At 55.9% G+C, this 18046-nt stretch carries 20 protein-coding genes and 1 tRNA gene; 13 read left to right on the top strand and 8 right to left on the bottom strand.

The window, feature by feature from the left end:
• Positions 1-37: 37 nt before the first annotated feature.
• Both purN and purM read right to left on the bottom strand, forming a co-directional pair.
• Positions 38-628 carry a phosphoribosylglycinamide formyltransferase gene (gene purN / locus Q0936_RS07165; protein WP_299298368.1) on the bottom strand — a complete coding sequence of 197 codons (591 nt, stop codon included), beginning with the start codon at positions 626-628 and terminating at the stop codon, positions 38-40.
• Positions 625-1671, bottom strand: coding sequence for a phosphoribosylformylglycinamidine cyclo-ligase (purM, locus tag Q0936_RS07160; protein ID WP_299377973.1), 1047 nt, complete (start codon positions 1669-1671; stop codon positions 625-627). The genes purN and purM overlap by 4 nt, the downstream gene beginning before the upstream one ends.
• Before the next feature lie 154 nt (positions 1672-1825).
• Here purM and Q0936_RS07155 point away from each other — a divergent pair, with 154 nt between their 5' ends.
• Complete coding sequence (locus Q0936_RS07155) at positions 1826-2923, top strand: hypothetical protein (protein ID WP_299296840.1); 1098 nt, start codon at positions 1826-1828, stop codon at positions 2921-2923.
• 60 nt (positions 2924-2983) lie between these two features.
• Positions 2984-3060 (top strand) — tRNA-Ile (locus Q0936_RS07150).
• Between the two features lie 810 nt (positions 3061-3870).
• On the opposite strand, the gene Q0936_RS07145 is transcribed toward Q0936_RS07150, so the two are convergent.
• The gene (locus tag Q0936_RS07145; protein ID WP_299296838.1) at positions 3871-4263 is read right to left on the bottom strand and encodes a hypothetical protein; all 393 of its coding nucleotides are present in this window, start codon (positions 4261-4263) and stop codon (positions 3871-3873) included.
• 303 nt (positions 4264-4566) lie between these two features.
• On the opposite strand from Q0936_RS07145, the gene Q0936_RS07140 reads away from it, so the two are divergent.
• Together Q0936_RS07140 and Q0936_RS07135 are read left to right on the top strand one after the other, a co-directional pair.
• Entirely contained in the window at positions 4567-6264 is a 1698-nt protein-coding gene (locus Q0936_RS07140; protein WP_299296836.1) for a DUF262 domain-containing protein, read from the top strand.
• A 461-nt stretch (positions 6265-6725) separates the two neighbouring features.
• Positions 6726-7358, top strand: a complete 633-nt coding sequence (locus Q0936_RS07135; RefSeq protein ID WP_299296834.1) for a tyrosine-type recombinase/integrase — start codon at positions 6726-6728, stop codon at positions 7356-7358.
• A gap of 196 nt (positions 7359-7554) precedes the next feature.
• Here Q0936_RS07135 and Q0936_RS07130 read toward each other — a convergent pair whose 3' ends face one another.
• The 3 genes from Q0936_RS07130 to Q0936_RS07120 form a co-directional block, all read right to left on the bottom strand.
• Positions 7555-8235, bottom strand: a complete 681-nt coding sequence (locus tag Q0936_RS07130; RefSeq protein WP_299296832.1) for a hypothetical protein — start codon at positions 8233-8235, stop codon at positions 7555-7557.
• A 155-nt stretch (positions 8236-8390) separates the two neighbouring features.
• Entirely contained in the window at positions 8391-8597 is a 207-nt protein-coding gene (locus tag Q0936_RS07125; protein ID WP_299296830.1) for a cold-shock protein, read from the bottom strand.
• Between the two features lie 442 nt (positions 8598-9039).
• Positions 9040-9276 (bottom strand): hypothetical protein, encoded by a 237-nt coding sequence (locus tag Q0936_RS07120; protein ID WP_299296828.1) that lies wholly within the window; start codon positions 9274-9276, stop codon positions 9040-9042.
• A gap of 153 nt (positions 9277-9429) precedes the next feature.
• Here Q0936_RS07120 and Q0936_RS07115 point away from each other — a divergent pair, with 153 nt between their 5' ends.
• Complete coding sequence (locus Q0936_RS07115) at positions 9430-10161, top strand: Crp/Fnr family transcriptional regulator (protein WP_298975056.1); 732 nt, start codon at positions 9430-9432, stop codon at positions 10159-10161.
• A 60-nt stretch (positions 10162-10221) separates the two neighbouring features.
• On the opposite strand, the gene Q0936_RS07110 is transcribed toward Q0936_RS07115, so the two are convergent.
• Complete coding sequence (locus tag Q0936_RS07110; protein WP_299146657.1) at positions 10222-10422, bottom strand: hypothetical protein; 201 nt, start codon at positions 10420-10422, stop codon at positions 10222-10224.
• Positions 10423-10594: 172 nt separating this feature from the next.
• Positions 10595-11011, bottom strand: coding sequence for a hypothetical protein (locus Q0936_RS07105; protein ID WP_299146659.1), 417 nt, complete (start codon positions 11009-11011; stop codon positions 10595-10597).
• A gap of 228 nt (positions 11012-11239) precedes the next feature.
• Here Q0936_RS07105 and Q0936_RS07100 point away from each other — a divergent pair, with 228 nt between their 5' ends.
• The 8 genes from Q0936_RS07100 (at position 11240) to Q0936_RS07065 (ending at position 17195) form a co-directional block, all read left to right on the top strand.
• Positions 11240-11554, top strand: a complete 315-nt coding sequence (locus tag Q0936_RS07100) for a hypothetical protein (RefSeq protein ID WP_299146660.1) — start codon at positions 11240-11242, stop codon at positions 11552-11554.
• Positions 11551-11904 (top strand): hypothetical protein, encoded by a 354-nt coding sequence (locus tag Q0936_RS07095; protein WP_299146661.1) that lies wholly within the window; start codon positions 11551-11553, stop codon positions 11902-11904. Before Q0936_RS07100 ends, Q0936_RS07095 begins: the two co-directional genes overlap by 4 nt.
• Before the next feature lie 52 nt (positions 11905-11956).
• Positions 11957-12745 carry a hypothetical protein gene (locus Q0936_RS07090; protein ID WP_299296823.1) on the top strand — a complete coding sequence of 263 codons (789 nt, stop codon included), beginning with the start codon at positions 11957-11959 and terminating at the stop codon, positions 12743-12745.
• On the top strand, positions 12694-14034 hold the full coding sequence (locus tag Q0936_RS07085; RefSeq protein WP_299296821.1) for a DUF1611 domain-containing protein: 1341 nt from the start codon (positions 12694-12696) through the stop codon (positions 14032-14034). Before Q0936_RS07090 ends, Q0936_RS07085 begins: the two co-directional genes overlap by 52 nt.
• Positions 14031-15152, top strand: coding sequence for an alanine/ornithine racemase family PLP-dependent enzyme (locus Q0936_RS07080; RefSeq protein WP_299146665.1), 1122 nt, complete (start codon positions 14031-14033; stop codon positions 15150-15152). The genes Q0936_RS07085 and Q0936_RS07080 overlap by 4 nt, the downstream gene beginning before the upstream one ends.
• A gap of 174 nt (positions 15153-15326) precedes the next feature.
• Positions 15327-15464: a hypothetical protein gene (locus tag Q0936_RS07075; RefSeq protein WP_299146666.1), complete on the top strand. Its 138-nt coding sequence runs from the start codon at positions 15327-15329 to the stop codon at positions 15462-15464.
• A 70-nt stretch (positions 15465-15534) separates the two neighbouring features.
• The gene (locus tag Q0936_RS07070; RefSeq protein ID WP_299296819.1) at positions 15535-16056 is read left to right on the top strand and encodes a hypothetical protein; all 522 of its coding nucleotides are present in this window, start codon (positions 15535-15537) and stop codon (positions 16054-16056) included.
• 272 nt (positions 16057-16328) lie between these two features.
• Positions 16329-17195: a transglutaminase family protein gene (locus Q0936_RS07065; RefSeq protein ID WP_299296817.1), complete on the top strand. Its 867-nt coding sequence runs from the start codon at positions 16329-16331 to the stop codon at positions 17193-17195.
• Positions 17196-18046: the final 851 nt, after the last annotated feature.

Raw genomic sequence — 18046 nt, 5'->3', positions numbered from 1 at the left:
TTGGTTGTCTGGGTCTACACCATCACGCCACCAGTGACTAGAGTGTGACCGGCGCTGTGTGACCCGCTGCAAACTGGCGCAACACGGCGGGGTACAGACGGTGTTCCTGTTCCAGAACGCGCGCGGCCAAACTATCTTCGGTATCCCCCGGCTCAATTGGCACAGTGGCCTGCCCCAAAATAGGCCCATCATCGAGCGCCGGTGTCACCAGATGAACCGAGCAGCCGTGCGTCTTGTCACCCGCCGCCAAGGCGCGGGCATGCGTATGCAGCCCTTTGTATTTCGGCAGCAATGACGGGTGAATGTTCAACATCCGGCCCTGCCATGGTGCAACAAACCCGGCTGTGAGGACGCGCATGAAACCGGCCAGACAGATGATATCCAGATCGTAGGGGGCGAGAGCGGCATCAATGGCCGTCTCGAAGGACGCGCGGTCAGAGCCATAAGGTCTATGATCAACAACCTCGGTTGCGATGCCTTGCGATTGCGCCCAGGCAATGCCACCCGCATCGGCATTGTTGGACAACACAACCGCAGGCCGCGCCGCGTGATCGCCGGTCATGTCACCAACCAGCGCCCGCATGTTAGACCCACCGCCGGAAACAAAGATGCCGACGCGTTTGGTCACAAAAGCTGGCCCTGATAGCTCACGCCCTGCCCGGCCAGCACTTGACCGATGCGCGATACGTGCTGGCCTTCTTGTTCAAGTGCGGCGGTGACGTCGGCCACAGCATCCTCGGACACAACAACCACCATTCCGATCCCGGCATTGAACGTCTTGAGCATTTCAGCCTCGGCCATACCACCTTGGGCGGCCAGCCATCCGAACACCGGCGGCAAGGACCAGCTGCTCAGGTCAACAGTGACCCCGAGCCCGTCGGGCAAAACACGCGGCAGGTTTTCGGTCAGGCCGCCACCAGTGATGTGGGCAAATCCATGTACGCCGCCCGCCGCAATCGCGGCCAGCGCCGCCTTGACGTAGAGGCGCGTGGGCGTCAGCAGAGCGGCGCCAAGTGTTCCGGGACCCCAAGGGCAATCATCGTCCCAGGACAAGCCCGAGGTCTCGACAATTTTGCGTACCAGTGAGTACCCGTTGGAATGCACGCCGTCCGATGCGAGGCCCAGCAGAACGTCGCCCTCGGCAACACCCGCGGGCAGTGCCGTGCCGCGTTCCATCGCGCCAACAGAAAAGCCTGCCAGATCGAAATCACCAGCGGGATACATGCCCGGCATTTCCGCAGTTTCACCACCGATCAGCGCACAGCCGGATGCAGAACAGCCACGTGCAATCCCTTCGATGATACGTGCGGCCTGATCCAGCTCCAGCTTGCCCGTGGCAAAGTAGTCGAGAAAGAAAAGCGGCTCAGCCCCCTGACAGACAAGATCGTTGACGCACATCGCCACCAGATCGACGCCAACGCCGTCCACATTGCCTGTGTCGATGGCAATCCGCAGTTTGGTGCCAACACCATCTGTGGCAGCAACCAAAACCGGATCCACGAAACCGGCCGCCTTGAGATCGAACAATCCGCCAAAGCCACCCAAACCAGACGCAACACCCGCCCGCTTCGTGGCCGCCGCCGCAGGTTTGATACGCTCAACCAGCGCATTGCCTGCATCAATATCAACACCCGCTTGCGCGTATGTCAGTCCATTTTTGCGCTCTGACATTTCTGCCCTCCAAATCTATGCGCCCCTTAACGCGAACTGCGCAAGGGATGCAAAAAGAAAGCGCTATGTGCGCAGCTGCACACCATTTTGCATCGTAATCCGGCGGATCGAAAATATCTTGGTTGGCCCAACCCCTCTGTTCAGGAAACGCAGTATGACTCCCCTCCGCATCTCCTTTGCCAAGGCAACTTTGGCCCCCCTCGTCGTCAGTCTGATCCCCGCCGTGAGCCAGGCGCAGGTCATCAAGGTCGAAGATGGTGGATTCACGTTCACCTTTGGCGGCCAAATCAACCGCGCCTTTTTGTTCGCCGACGATGGTGTCGATTCCAACGCATTCTTTGTGGACAACGACAACTCGTCCACCCGGCTGCGTGCGCAGGCCGAGTATGACTTCGGCGACTACGCAATCGGTACTGTGATCGAGTACGAATTCGAATTCAGCTCGTCCAATTCAGTCAGCCAGTTGAACTCAGACATCAGCTCATCCGTATCGAACGAACGCAAGTTCGAGATCTATGCCGACACACCCTACGGCAGCTTTGCCTATGGTCAGGGCGACAGCGCATCAAATGGTGTGTCCGAGGTCGACCTTTCCGGCACTGCCTTGGGCAACTACTCGGACGTGGGCCTGATCGCGGGCAGCCAATTGCTGCGTGATGCTGGCGGCGCATTTACTGGCAACGACATTGGTGACTTTTTCGGCAACTTTGACGGCAACAGCCGGATTGAGCGGTTCCGTTACGACACGCCTGAGTTCCTGAACGGGTTCACCGCGTCGGTGTCCTTCGGTGAGGACAACCGCAACGACATCGCGCTGCGCTACAATGGCACCCATGGTGATTTCCGCGTCCGCGCTGCCGTCGCCTACGCAGAGACGCTGAACGCCGATCGGATCAGCGGTTCGGTGTCGGCCTTCCACACACCCACGGGTTTGAACGTCACATTTGCCTCCGGTAGCGACGATCTGGACGCAGGCGGACGTGATCCAGGGTTCAACTACATCAAGTTCGGATACCAGACCAAGGATCTGATCAAAGCCGGATCGACTTCGTTCGCAATCGACTACTACGACGGACAGGATCAAGGCGTCGCTGGCAGCAGATCGGAATCGATCAGCCTCTTTGCGGTTCAGAAAGTCGACAAGTGGAATACCGAATTCTACGCGGGTGTACGGACCTATGACGTTGAAACACCCACGGTCGATTTCCAGAACCTCGACGTTGCCTTTATCGGGGCGCGGTACCGGTTCTGACGGACAGACGTCGCTGTCGGCTTGACACGTGCTGTGCCGGTGGTATCCCACCGGCATGGCGGGCCTGTAGCTCAATTGGTTAGAGCAGAGCGCTCATAACGCTTTGGTTGCGGGTTCAAGTCCTGCCGGGCCTACCAAATCACGCCTTTTCAAACGCTTAACGGATTAGTGGGTAAAACTGCTTCCCACTGAACACCGTGAACATTTAGAGAATCTTTCCCACACCACCGGGATATTGGCTAAAGGAGTATGAGGGATGACCTTGTTCGTGACCGCAGCCCGCGCGCAAACCATGCTGCGCGACTTCAACAGGCATAGACAGGCCGTCGCCCCTGGTGATTGGGATGATATCCAAGACACATGGGATAAGTGTGAACGGTGGGTGGATCTGATCGACCCCAACCCGCCTCTAGACAGAGCGTCCAGCGAAAAGCAAAGCTAGGGCATGATCGTCACACAAGCCACCTGCCCTTGCGGCCACACAACAAGCGTCGAGGAAGATGGCACTCCCATGCTCACGCGAAAAATCATCTGCGCACGCTGTGGTGGCACGGAGGGCCAAAGGCGGGTGAAGGGATGGTCGGAGCCGATCAATCCAATGACAGCGGCGGCACAGGATCGGTAGACTCGTTTCTGTCGTTGCATACATTGCAATTTGGCCGGAAAAAAAGCCGAACTAGCCAGGACCTTTGAGGTCGGCGCGACCCAGTATCTGGCCGACCGCAGCTCACACACCTAGCCATCAGTTCGGCTCCTTTGTGTAGATGGCGGGTATCGCACCCACCGCCCGCTTTACCCCATGGGTAGAGCCGATGCGTCCAGCTTTTGAGACGGTGGCGCTTGCGCTGTACCGGACATGGGCAACACCGGCCTGTTGTCTAGCCGCGCGCCGCCCTGTGATCCGCTCGCCGCCTTCGAGGCTCACCGTTATCGGGTTTCGCCCTCCCTTATCTACCTGAGTAACTCTTGCCTTTCGGGCAAGGGTTGCCCTGCGTTGAACCCTCAAGCTCTGACCCGCAAAACAGAACAAAAACGGTAAGTCCTGAAGAAAATTCTTCAGACCCCGGCCTCATCCATTCTTCCGATTTGTCTATCAAGTATGGCGCTGGAACTGGCGGATCGCTGATCGAACTAAGAAATTCCGCCACCCTCCCAACATTCTTCCCTTCTCCAAATTTCGTCTTGTCGACACAAATTTCAGCACAGTATACGTTCTGATTGCATGCCCCGATCTTCACCCAGCTATCAGTTATACCACCAATACACAGTGTCTGCGCCCCGGCCACGATTGGAAGTGCCATCGATAATGTCGCTAGTATTGAGATTGAGGTGAATTTCATTCCTTTGGCTCCTTTTTGTTGACCCCACACTAGGCCGGATCGACACTCAACCCAAGGTCCGGTCTGAGCCCTTGATCGCCGATGCTGCGTGATGGAGCGATGCGCAGAAAGCGGACTTTGCAAAGTTCTGATGTCGGCCCTTTGTGGACATTGACCAGTGATCTGGATTGCTGCGGTGCGGCCCGCCGAAGGAGACATTCGCTGCGCTACTGTTCGTCCTACTTGAATCCCACGCAACCAAGCCGCACAACTACTCAGAGACTTTGAGTGCGCCATTGCAGTGTTAGGCTTAAGGAGATCCTGATGAAAATTGAATCCAGTGACACCAACGTGGAGCGCCTGTTCACTTCTGATTTCCTAATAATTCCTCGCTTTCAGCGGCCTTATTCATGGGACGATGAAAACCTTGAAGATTTTTGGAACGATGTCGTTAAAGCCGAAGGCGAAGATTACTTCATTGGTTCAATGGTGTTGTACGGAGCAGGCCGACAGCAATACGGCGTGGTTGACGGTCAGCAGCGCCTCACCACGATCACGATCTTGCTCTGCGTCATTCGAAATGTATTTCAGGAACTAGGCAGCGAAAATTTGGCTAAAGGGCTCCACGCCCTTATTGAGCGCGGCGATAGGGATAGTGTCAATCGCTATGTAGTAATGACAGAAACATCCTACCCCTTCTTTGCCGAAGAGATTCAGAAATTCGAAGAAAAGGATTTTGAAACAGAGCCTCAGAGGGAAGAAAAAAGGCTTCAGGCTTCCTATAACTTCTTTGAAAAGAAGGTTAGAGGGATCCTTGTTGCGGTTGATGCAGATGGCGCGGTCTTAAAAGACGATAAGCTAGAAGCAAAAATCAGAAGACTGAAGGAGCTACGCGATTCAGTGCTTTTCTTGAGTCTCATTCGAATAGAACTCGACAATGAGGATGATGCTTACTTAATCTTTGAAACCTTGAACACCCGGGGCAAGGACCTTGCGTTAACAGATCTCCTTAAGAACCATTTCCTCAAAACAATTAAGGGAAAGGGCTCTGTTGACAGTGCAAAAGAGCTCTGGACCAAGATTTTATCAACGATCAACGGCAGTGAAGTCGACATAGATCCGGATACGTTCTTTACACACTCTTGGTCTTCAAAATTCGAAGCCACCACGCAGCAAAAAGCCTACAAAAGGATCAAGTCCGCAGTAAAGGCTACCACTGCGAAAGACCAACTCAAGGGATTTGTGGTTGATGCGGAGTATTACGTTTCCATCTTCAACCCAGATCAAGGCTGGAAGAAAGAGCAAGTTGAGATTATCAATTCCCTAAAGGCAATGCGAATATTCAAGATAAGTCAGCATACGCCGGGAGTGTTGTCGTTAGTAAGAGCAAACAAGAGTGGTTTGATAAGTGACAGAGCGCTAAAACGCGCGTTAAAGGCGATTGAGGATTTTCATTTCCTTTTTACAGCGGTGACCTCTTCGCGATCCTCGGGTGGTATCTCGGCAATGTATTCGTCGTTCGGTCGTAAGATATTTGAAGCGAAAGACGCCAATGAAGCAGGCGTTGTTATCAACGAATTGATAGAAAAACTTGATGAAAGAAAGCCTTCAATTTCTGAATTCTTGGCCGGTTTCGAGCAAATCTCTTATACGAAGATCAACACAAAGCAGTCTAGCCTGGTAAGGTATACGCTTCAAAAGCTCGCCGTCAGTCAGAAACTAGCCTTTTCTGACGACGCCGCCAATTTGACGATTGAGCACATATTCCCACAAGCGAAGATGGATGCCGATTGGAATGCTGACATTATTGGCAGCTTTGGGAATTTGATCTTGCTGACAAAGAAAGACAATGAGGAACTTCAAGACGATAGTTTTGAGGAAAAAATTAAGGTTCTAAAGACACTCAATGGTTCAGTGCCTCAAGATGTGCTTGATGCCCCAGATTGGACTAAAGAGCGCGTACAGGATAGGACCAGTGCGTTGGCAGCTACAGCATATCATGAGGTATGGAATATCAAGTAGGTTTGATGGTTCGGCTGCCTGAACATCTCAATGTGCTTTTGGGAACAAGCCGCTCGGATTTCAGGGGCCGACTAGGAACTTCTAAAGTCGGCTTTCTAAGAAATTTCTGGCCTCGATGCACATCGCAGCGAAAGTCCGGTTCCCGCCCGGCGTTAGGACTTCCAAAGTCCGCTTCGGGCTGGCACCGGCCGTCGACGAGGTTTGCGGCTAAGGTCTGCATGGAGTCCATTGCGGAAGTGCCAAATTTTCGCTGCGTGCGCTCGCCGCGAAAGAATTTCTGCGCATGCAAGGTCTTCAGCGCAGTTGCGCGGCGGTGAATCCGGCCATTCATTCGGCTTGCTATTAGGTTTGGAGCAAAAACTCACGGGTGGCAGGTCGGATGCAATCAGGTTTGCGAGTAGCATTCCTACGTCAGCACGGTGCTGATGCTTGGGTTTGGAGGGCGGCAAGGAGGGCAAATTATGCCTAGAGTCCAACTTCCTGCCGTAACCCCGAAACGTAAAGCCTGGAACAAGGGGCGGATTATCGGCCAGAAACGACCGTTGCTGCCAAAACAGGTTTGGGCAATCCGAGCGCGACTCGAGTTGGCCAACAACCTTCGTGATCTGACGCTATTTAACGTTGCCATCGACAGCAAACTACGTGGTTGTGATCTGGTCAGGCTCACAGTGGTCGATCTGGTCAAAGAGGATCGCGTCCGAGAACGGGTTTCGGTGATTCAGTGCAAAACCAAGCGGCCTGTTCAGTTTGAACTGACAGAAAACACAAGGGAAACTGTCCTGGCTTGGGTCAAATCACCCGAAATGTTGGCTTGCTCGTTTGTGTTTCCCAGCCGCTTCCACGACCGCCCGCACATTTCAACCCGTCAGCATGGCCGGTTGGTGCACGATTGGGTGTCGGCGATTGGTTTGGAACCGAGTGGATACGGAACGCATTCGCTGCGCCGGACAAAAGCTGCTGAGATTTACCGGAAAACAGGCAACCTGCGTGCGGTTCAACTGTTGCTCGGCCATACGAAGGTCGATAGCACAGTGCGCTACCTGGGAGTTGAACTTGAAGATGCACTTAGTATCGCCGAGAATATTGACCTCTAGGCAATGGGCGTGCGGCTGGTGCCGCCTGCCTTTGCGGGCAAACCTGCAGCACGCAGCGCAATTGATCCAAAGTTAAAAGCGCCGCCAAACGTCCTCTTGATGTCCGATCATATCGGTATTTCTGGACAAACTCTGGTTCGACTGGATTGGCAGTCAACCCACATTGGCCAATCACTTGGACGGCTTACCCATTGAATTACATAACCTTACGGATGGCGGCGCAAAGCTCGGGGTGCATTATCCAGTTCTCAGCCTTCTCGTCATGTTCGGAGACATCTCGATACCCAATGAGCGTGCTTCCATCCGGGCCCGTTGAAGGCCCCGTGGATCCTGTTCCCGAAGACAGATAGCCCGCAATCATACGACATACACTGGCGAGCGCTCTGTTGGCCGAGGTCGTGGACTTGTAGCTGCCAGCATCTGCAACCTTAACCTGTGCCAACCCGTCCGCTTCCTTCAGCGACAACGCCATCAACATGGCGCGCTGCGAACCCGTCAGGTTTACCGAATGGAGCGCTTCCACGTATTCGTCGGATGTTGGTACCTGCGTCCCTTTGTGAGGGTCTGTTCTGCGGTCTTCGGCCCTACGGACTTCGCGCTGATCAATGGCGGAATGCAATGCGATGATCGCAGCTTCTTCGGTCTCACCCGTCGCCTCGGCAATCAAGCCGCGCGCCTTCGTGGGTGGCTTGGGAAAGGCGCGAGCGCCGTATGCGCCGGCGAGACGACCGGACTTGATCTGATATCTGCCATACTCGCCCACGCGGATCGACATAGCGGCTTCTTTCCTGGTCTCCTTGACCTTCGATTTCTTCGACATACCCTTGAAGACGTCACGTCCCGCATCTGATCTGTTTGGATCTGTGTAATCTGGCATCGGGCTGGTCTCCTTGGATGAACAATTCGTAGTGCCGGTTCGGCGGATACCAATCAGGGCAAAGAAACTGCTGCGTTAGGCAGCGGAAGAAGATTCAAAAAAGCAAATGGTCGTCTGGCGATGGGGCGCCCCAAAGGAGCGCCCACTTGCAAAGATCAGGCTAGCGCGATGTTGGTTGCGCTTTCACGACCGTCGCGGCCGGCCTCCACATCGAAGGTCACCTTCTGATCGTCGTTCATGGTGGTCATCCCCGACTTCTCAAGTGCGGAGATGTGCAGAAACACATCCTTTCCGCCAGTCTCAGGTGCAATAAAGCCGAAGCCCTTTGTGGCGTTGAACCATTTCACTGTGCCATTGGCCATGTGAATTTTCCTTATTTGATCGCTGCCCACAATATGCGGCAACCCGGCTTCTCACGACAGTGTCGAGCGCTGCGAGCCGGTAAAGGAAAACAGGGGTTCGAATGTAGGTCAGTAGCATAACAAACTTGGTGGCTCCCCGAGAGTGTTACAAGGTGCACGCGGTGCTTTGACTGATGTTTCCTTTCCAAGAGAGCATCGATCCCCTATAGTTCACAAGCTGCTGGATACCCTGGCGGCCAGAAAAGGAAAGCCAGAATGTCGTTCAACGACTTGGCGAAGAAAGAGGCCACCGACAAAAAGGCCTCGCAAGAAAAAGATACGAAATCGCAGACTGCAACCGAACACCCCGGACTCAAAGACCGAATCGACTGATCCGTAGATGGGTTGAGAGGTGCGACTAAGCAAATAGGTTTCGCTCGTGTTCAGCGTATGAGGGTTGACGCTACGGGCGGCGCGAAAGGTTGCCGCCAACGATGATCTCATTGATCAGTTTGGCGGTTGCCATATGCATTTCTTGTTCGGTTTCTGGACCTCTGGCATTCTCGTGGGTCGCTGCCGCATCCCGAAGAATTCCCAGAATCTCGCCTTCCGGCAGCAGCTTGCGATCTTGCAAGGCAAGTAGGAGGGCCTCGCAAATGGAGAAGGCGGCCATCCCTGAAGGGTCTCGTTGATCTGACATTGAGGACAATTCTCTTCCTTTCTTGCCACGCAACCGGGCGAGGTCGTGATAGTATTGACCAACATCTCAATAATTTAGGTAGTCCGTACTGATCGAAAGCAGTCTCAGCGCCGATTTCTTACGGGAGTATGCGCGGTTCGGGAGGGACCGGTAATGAACATCAAAGCCAGCCCACTTACCCAAAAGCTCTCTGCGTTTGTTGCTCTTTCGGAGACGGAACTGGTCGTTCTCGAGCGCTTGCATCAGCGGAGGAAGTCTTTCTCTTCAGGGCGCGACTTGGTTCACCAGGGTCAATTGGAACAGGCTGCTTACATCCTGGCGGCAGGTTGGGTCGTTTCTTACAAGATCCAGGCTGACGGGTCGCGGCAGATCGTTGATTTCCAGATACCGGGGGACTTTTTGGGCCTGCGCAGCGTCCTGTTGCACACATCCGATCATGGGATCGAACCAATCGTCGATATCGAGGCGGCGGAGGTTCTGGTGAGCGATCTTCTGCAAGCTTTCGCAGAGACACCACGGCTGGCCACGGCCATTCTCTGGGCCGTGTCGCGGGACGAAGCGATGGTTGTCGAGCATCTTGTTGGGCTCGGGCGGCGCGATGCGGATGCGCGCATGGCGCATTTTCTGCTGGAGCTTGGTGTGAGACTGTCACTCGTCGGATTAGGGAGCAGGGAAGGCTACGCCTGTCCGCTCACACAGTATCATCTGGCAGATGCGTTGGGGTTAAGTGCCATCCACGTCAACCGCGTCCTTCGTAAGCTCCGCGAACGCGGACTCGTCACGTTTCAGGGCGGGCTGGTAACCTTCGATGACTACGAGGGGCTGGTTGCATTGGCGGATTTCGATCCGGCCTATCTCGATCAGTCACGGCCTTTGTTGCCGTGAAACGGCCGCCCTCAGTATGGCTTCGGGCGGCCTTGCAGTCATTTCACAGGTTTGCCGACTTTACACCAATGCGCGGCTTGCCTGCTTGAGTTCGTTGTGTGCCTCTTCGTCGTTTTCGGCCTCATGCGCCTTCTCGGCCGCTTGATAATGCTTGAGAGCGGTCGCTTTCTTGGGGCCTTCGGGTGCATTGTCCCAGGCAGCCTTGACGGAAGCCATGTGTTTCACCGTCTGGTTTTCCTCGGTTTGGTCTTCTTCATTCATGGGAATGTCCTTTCCTGGACGGTCCGAGAAATAAGAGGCGCAGACCCCATGCAAACTCTTTGGGGACTGCATGCGTCCCACGCCCCTCAGATACTCGCAAAAAATGCCAACCCAATAAGCGGTAGACATGAATCACCTAACCGGTTCGATCGCGTCCTTGCACTGACGCAGGTTAGCCCGTCTGAGCCAGATAGAAGAACCACGTTAGAACCACGACTCCAACGAGGGCCATCGTTGTCCATGAGATCGATATTTTTGGAGAGTTGTTGCTGCCTGCTTCGAGTGGCTTCGAAACGCGAAGCGGCGCGCGCTTCGGCAGCAATGAAACCAGCTTTGCTGCTCTGCCCTCGCTTGCCAGAGCCAGCGCCGGAATGTCGGTAATCGCTTCAAAATGCGTAGTCAGTCGTACTTTCGCGTCCTCCCGACCCAGACCAGAAAGCTCACGCGCCTCGGTCCAAGGCTCGAGGTCAAGGCGCGCAAGCGCTGACAAGACCGTGACGGCTGCACCGGTTTTGTCCTCGCCCAATTCCGCGAAGAGGAAGGCATCGTAGTCGCTGCCATCCGGATGAAGGACGTCTGAGGCGGACATGGATTTCCTTTCGGTGTGCGGTGGATGCGAAGACTTGCACGCAGGTGTCTGGAGCCGCGCGACGGCTTTGCATCTCACCTTGACAGCCAAGAAACCGACTGGGGCTAACCTCGATCAGCATCACACACCGAAAGTTCGGATAGTGTCTATTCAACCGCCTTGCTGCGACGACGCTGGCCATAATGGCGGCTGCGGAAAGTTTAACATTCTGTTCAATGGAGGCCTGGGATGCTCACGCGTTCGACCAGATCAATGGTGACGTTTTCCAACGACTTCATGATTGGCGACAGCCAGCGGGAGCTTGCGGCCGGCACGTATGAAATCGTTGTCGAGGAAGAGCTTATGCAAGGTCTCAGCTTCGAGGCTTACCGGCGCATCGCGACATATCTGATGGTCCAGGGGCGCGGGAGCAACACGGGTCAAACGACGATGCAATTGACCACATGGGAGGATCTGGAGCACGCAATTGCATGTGATCAGGCCCTCTCGGAAACTATCAATGACAGCGAAGCGGCGCTTTCCCCGCAGGAGGACAAGACATGACGACACCCGAATGGCTGAAACCCGGAATTTACGGCGCGCTCCTTGGCGCGGCGTTCGTCGGCATTGTTGGATTTTCCTGGGGCGGCTGGATGACCGGAGGCGGCGCTGAGGAGATGGCAAGCGAGATGGCGGAGGACCGAGTTATCGCGGCGCTCGTGCCCTTCTGCCTCGACATGTCCCGAACCGACAATGAACGCATTGCAAAGCTCGCCACAATCCGTGAGGCATCATCGTTCAAGCGGCGCGACGTTGTCATGGAAACAGGCTGGGCGACGATGCCAGGGTCTGAGGGTCCGAACCGCGATCTGGCGCAGGCATGCATCGAAGGTCTCGACCTTGATGCATCGTAGTGGCCTCAAACTGTCGCCTATTTCGTCTAGGGGCATCGCAGGCGCGCTTGCAATGGTGTCGTCTCGCTTTGCAATAGCCTCCGCGGAATTCCTCGCGCTCGCATTCGTCGCGCTCATCGCAATCGGATCGCAGTCTTTCGCCCAATCTCTGGCTGCCCCGATGCCCACGAATGCGCAGCCCAAAAGCTATGGCGAGGGATGGGAATGTGATCGTGGGTACCGGCGTGACGGCGATGCCTGCCTTGCCATCATCGTTCCGGAGAATGCCTATTCCACCAACCGGACCTACGGCAAGGGCTGGGAGTGTCTGCACGGATTTCAGGAGGTCGATGGCCCGGCTTGTCTTGAGGTCGTCGTGCCCGAAGGCGGCTATCTCGACCCTTCAGGACAAAGATGGAGGTGCTTGCGCGGCTACATTAAGGTCGACGGCATTTGCCTGGAAGTTGTTGTGCCGGACAATGCGTATCTGTCGGCCGACTCCTATGGCGCCGCTTGGCTTTGCAACCGCGGCTACCAGGTCGAAGGTGAGACATGTGCCGCTATCGCGGTTCCCGACAATGCCTTTCTGAACGCGTCGTCGTATGGCCAGCCCTGGACATGTGAGCGGGGCTATTTCGAACGCGATGACATCTGTGAGGCTGTCATCGTCCCGGAGAATGCATATTTCGACGATGCAGGCTATGGCCCGGGCTGGAAGTGTCATCGCGGCTTTGCAGAGTCCAAAGACGGCTGCACAAAAATCGACCTCCCCGACAATGCGCATCTCGACAGATCGGGAAGCCGGTGGGCGTGCCACAGGAACTTCCAGCGATCGCAGGGGCGTTGCGTCCTCAACGACTAGCGATCGCAATCCAAGATGAAACGCGGCTCACCCGCCCGAACGCTCCATGTGATCGGACCCGGGTAAACCCGCTTGGCAAAGGAATAATCGTGGAATCTGACAATCCAGAAAAACCGACGACAAAGCTGTCAACGATGGGGCTGCAAGCCCCACCTGACGTATCCGCGTCCCGTCGATCTCATACCAAAAAGACTGTGACATACGGGGTGCCCACAGCGGTTGTCTATTGTGAGCGGAACTTCGGACAGATCGACGGCAAGACCGCAAACGGGCTTGTCCGTCACAGCCAAGCCTACCGCATTCATTCGGTCATAGACAGCAAACTTGATGGGCGCGACAGCGGGCAGGTGCTGGACAATGTGCGCAACGGCATCCCGGTCGTCGAAGACCTCGAAGCTGCGGTTACGCGAGAGGTAAATATCCCCGACACTTTGATCTATGGTATGGCCCCCTCCACTGGCAAGATGTCACCGGCAGATCGGGAGGTCGTGCTGGATGCTATCGCGCTTGGCATGAACGTCGTCAGTGGCCTGCACGAATATCTCGGTGACGATCCCGAGATCAGAGGTGCTGCCGACGCGGCCAACGTGACGATCCGCGATATCCGCAAACCCAGACCAAGCAAGGACATGCGCCTGTTTGACGGAAGTGTGTCCGAGGTGAAGGCCATCCGCATTGCGGTGCTGGGAACGGATTGCGCAATCGGCAAGCGGACAACAGCGACAGTTCTAGCCAGGGAACTGAACGCGTGTGGTATCAAGACCGTCCTCGTCGGCACCGGCCAGACGGGGCTTATGCAGGGCGCAAAATACGGCATCGCCATGGACGCCGTGCCACCGCAGTTTTGCTGCGGGGAACTTGAACGCGTGATTGTCGCGGCGTCTCACGGCGAAGACCCGGATGTCATCCTGATCGAAGGACAAGGTGCGCTCAGCCACCCGGCTTTTTGCACGTCGGCATTCATCCTGCGCGGCAGCCAGCCGCACGGTGTTGTTCTTCAACATGCGCCCAAACGCGCTCATCGCTGCGACTTTCCCGCCATGCCGATGCCCGGGCCGAAAAGCGAAATCGCCCTGATCGAAGCTTTTGCTGACACACGGGTGATCGGAATCACACTCAATCACGAAGCGATGACGGGCACCGAGGTCATTCGTGCAATTGACAGTCTTTCGCGCGACCTCGGCATTCCGGTGACGGACGCGCTGACTCGGCCAGAAGTGCACCTCAGCGACATGGTACTGTCCGCCTTTCCGCAGTTGCGGCCAGTGCCTCTCGCGGCCGCAGAATGACCTCGCCGCGAGTGGAAGTTAATCTGGGTAAGATCCAGGCCAACGCGCGATATCTCGTCCGACGTCTTGGCGCTCGTCGAATCTCGGTCACCGGTGTGACCAAGGCAGTGTGTGGGCATCCTGACGTAGCCGAGGCAATGCTGGACGGTGGCGTTGCCGGTCTGGCCGACGCACGCATCAAAAACGTCGTGCGGATGCGGACCGCGGGGATCACGTGCCCAATTTCGCTGATCCGCGCGCCGCTACTGAGCGAGATGGAAGACGTCATCCAGTATAGCGACGCGAGCTATAACACAGAGATGGACACGATCCTGAAGCTTGGCGCAGCCGCAAAGGAACAGGGTGCCTCGCACGATGTCATCCTGATGGTCGAAATGGGCGATATGCGCGAAGGCATTTTACAAGAGAACCTCAATGACTTCGCCGCTCAGGTCATCGCAACACCCGGTGTCGCTCTCAAAGGCATCGCTGCAAATTTTGCCTGCATGGGCGACGTTGCACCGACGGCCGGTGACATGGCCATGCTCTCGAGACTGGCCGACCAAGTCGAAGGCGCCTGCGGACCATTTCTAGAGCTTGTGTCAGGAGGTGGCTCGGCCAATTTGCCATGGGCGCTTGGCGACGTTTCAACCGGGCGGGTCAACAACCTGCGTCTGGGTGAGGCGATCCTTCTGGGCACCGACCCCGTGACTGGGCATCCGATCACTGGCCTTCATACGGATGCCTTTACCCTTTTTGCCGAAGTGATCGAAACAAGCCGCAAACCAAGCCCAGTGCCGACCATGTCAATTGCTCCGGAGCTTGGGATGCTCAATTTGGTTCGAAGTGATGACCTCCGAGCCCGAACCATCCTTGCTGTCGGGCAGCAAGACACCGACGCAAGCGGTCTTATGTTTTCCCCGGGAACGGCGTTTATTGGCGCGACCAGCGACCACACCGTTGTCGACTCAGCCAAAGCCGCTGTGCCCGTTGGCTCCGAGATGAAAATGGGCATGAACTACAGCGCCCTCATGCGGGCGATGAGCGCCCCAGATGTCGCCAAGGTTGTTCATGGCAAGCAAAAGATGAACGGAAGTGCAAAGGACCGCGAGGCCCACCCCTTCCTGACCTTGGTATGACACCCACAATGGTCGTCGGCGGGGCCTACGAAGATCATACCCCGCCGACTAGTCCCACACCGCGCCATGGTAAAAGGGCCGGTCAATACACATATACCAATAAGCCGCACTCGAGAATTCGTGCCTGATCGAGGCCCGGAAATTCCAGCGGAAAACCCAAAAAGGATGAAGAGCATGTCTTTCAAAGACCTGACCACCAAAGCTGCTGCCATACTGAAAGCCAAACCTGCGGAACCGTCGAAAAAAGAACCGGCACTCAAGGCGCCGGACGCTGCTGCGAAACCGGGTTCTCCGGGTCCGAAGAAAACCTGACGCATGCACCGGAAAGGGCTGGTTTTGCTCGATGTCATGGAAAACTGTTCAATTGAAAGGATCAAACGCAATGGACGAACAAAGAGCGAAAACCATCGCGGTTTTTGACCGGCCTTTCAATCTTCCTGGCTTCGACGAAACGCTTCCCGCCGGAGAGTATGATATCGAGACTGAATTCGCCTCACCACCTGATCACAAGGACCCTCAGGCCTGGAAGGCCTCCGTCGTGGTCCATTTGCATCCACGCCTGTCCCATCCGGGATTAACACGGAGCCTGACTGTGTCGCTTCTCGATCTTGACCGCGCCCGTGCGAGAGACAAACTGTCCGGCAAGGACCTGTCACAGGTCTTTCTCGAAGAAATGCTGGCCGATCCGATGGTGCAACTCGTCATGCAGGCCGACGGGGTGTCCGAGGCTCAATTGCGCCATCTCTACTCGGGATCGCGGAGGACACAGATTGACATGGAAAACGCGGACGCTGAGACCGAAAACGCAACAGCGCAAGGGGCTTCGCGGGACGCTTCGGACATTCATGACGCCGAGAATGAAGGGATGCCGTGCCGACCGCGCACTTCATCCGTTTCCGTATGATGTCCGAAATGCAATTTCAGGGACCAAATGAACGCGAGGATATGATGCAAGCCAAAGTCGACGACATCCTGATGGATCACCCCAGCCGCGCGCTTGGCGATGTGCCGAAGCCGCGGTTTTGTTTGCGTTGTGATGCTTCGTTTTGGAGCGAAGGGTTCGGCCAGCGCATCTGTGCAAGATGCAAAGGAACGACAGCATGGCGCGCGGCAATGCCCGAAGGGGTCAGCACAGGTCGGTCTCGCTCCGGCGGTCGGTCGACTTAGATCTGCTGCATGCCAACGATTACGATCACACACACGACCACCTATCGCTATCGCACCGTCGTGGTCCTTGGTCCACACAGGCTGATGTTGCGTCCTCGTGAAACGCGGGACCTCACATTGACGGCTTTCGATCTTGATATCACGCCAACGGCTCGCATCGACTGGTCCCACGATGTCGCTGGAAACGCCATCGCCATCGCCAATTTCGATGCCACAACGGAAACACTATCGATCCGGTCGCATACGACCGCCGTCCTCACTGCACCTGACTGGCCTGTCTTCCCGATCGCGGCCTCTGCGGCGTCATACCCATTCCTTTACTCCGCCGAAGACTGGAAAGATCTCGGGGCGCTTTCTGCACCACAATACCAAGACGACGCAGGGCGCCTGTCAAACTGGGTCGAGCAATTCGTGATGCGCAGGCCAACGGATACGTTGTCGCTCTTGAAGGACGTCAGCAATGGCATCACAGCGCAGATCGCGTATGTGATCCGCGAGAGCGAAGGCACGCAAGGACCACTCGAAACCCTCGACCGGGGCTACGGTTCGTGTCGTGACTTTGCGGTCCTCTATGCCGAGGCTATCCGAACGCTGGGTCTCGGGGCGCGTCTGGTGTCCGGCTATCTTTACGACCACAGTAATGACCGGCTCGGATCTGCCGGCTCTGGCTCTACACATGCATGGGCCGAAGTCTTCGTTCCCGGGGCCGGTTGGATCCCGTTCGACCCAACGAACAGGTCGGTGGGGTCGGCCAATCTGATTCCGGTGGCCGTTGCGCGGAACATATCACAGGTCGCTCCGGTTGCCGGAAGCTACCATGGAGAAGATACCGATCTTCTCGCTATGGAGGTAGTTGTCCGTGTTGAAGATCAATGACTTCACCGATGTAGGCGGAATCCAAAAATTTCCGCGCAGTCCAGTTGGAGGTTCACAATGTGTTTCGCTATATGTCGTGCAACTCCTCGGACTAATCTGGGACAGTACGGGCACAGAGTGCATCCGCGGATATCTACTGGCGACACACGCAGGTGTAGTCGTTGGTCGAAACTCTGTTTGAGCGTGCCGACTAGCCTTACTCAGCTTTCGTCCTGGCTACCGTATCACGCGGCGTTCGGGCGGTTTTTCTGGGTGTCTCAATTGGCAAGCCAAAGGACCGCTTCGGCGAAATTGGCTGCAATGCAGCGAAACGCATGTCGCAGATGCGAATGGTTTCTGCGTCAGCGAAAGCTGCACCTGCACAAGTCTGCTTTGTCCCGCCCTGCGGTCACTCTACTGGCCAGATCCGATGTCCGCTGTGGGCTGGCAACGGTCGTCGGCGCGGCGCGCGGCTAAAGTCTGCTTGGAGCCAAAGCTCCTACAAGCCAATGAGCTCCACACACTTCAGTTCGTAATACAAATACGCCCATGAAAGGGCTAGCAATATGCCGATACAAGCAGACACGATGGCGAAGGCCATCTTGCCGTATCTCAAAAAAATGAACGAAATGCCCAATCCTAGAAGGGCAATGAGCCAGCTTTCCAAGTCAAAGTATGTTGAGCGCAAACATTCTTCGTAGTTCATTCGCCTACGGTTTCCCTTTGGATCATCTGTCCGAAGCTAAGCTGGTTCTTGGCGTTTCGCAAAGGGTCGGTTTGTCCGCCCTGCGGTCACCCTACTGGCCAGATCCAATGTCCGCTTTGGGCTGACACCGGTCGTAGGCGCAGTGTGTGGTTAACCTGCGCATGGC

Origin of the sequence: uncultured Tateyamaria sp. (assembly GCF_947488715.1) — a bacterium.
GTDB lineage: Bacteria > Pseudomonadota > Alphaproteobacteria > Rhodobacterales > Rhodobacteraceae > Tateyamaria.
This window is presented reverse-complemented; position numbering and strand designations above follow the sequence as displayed.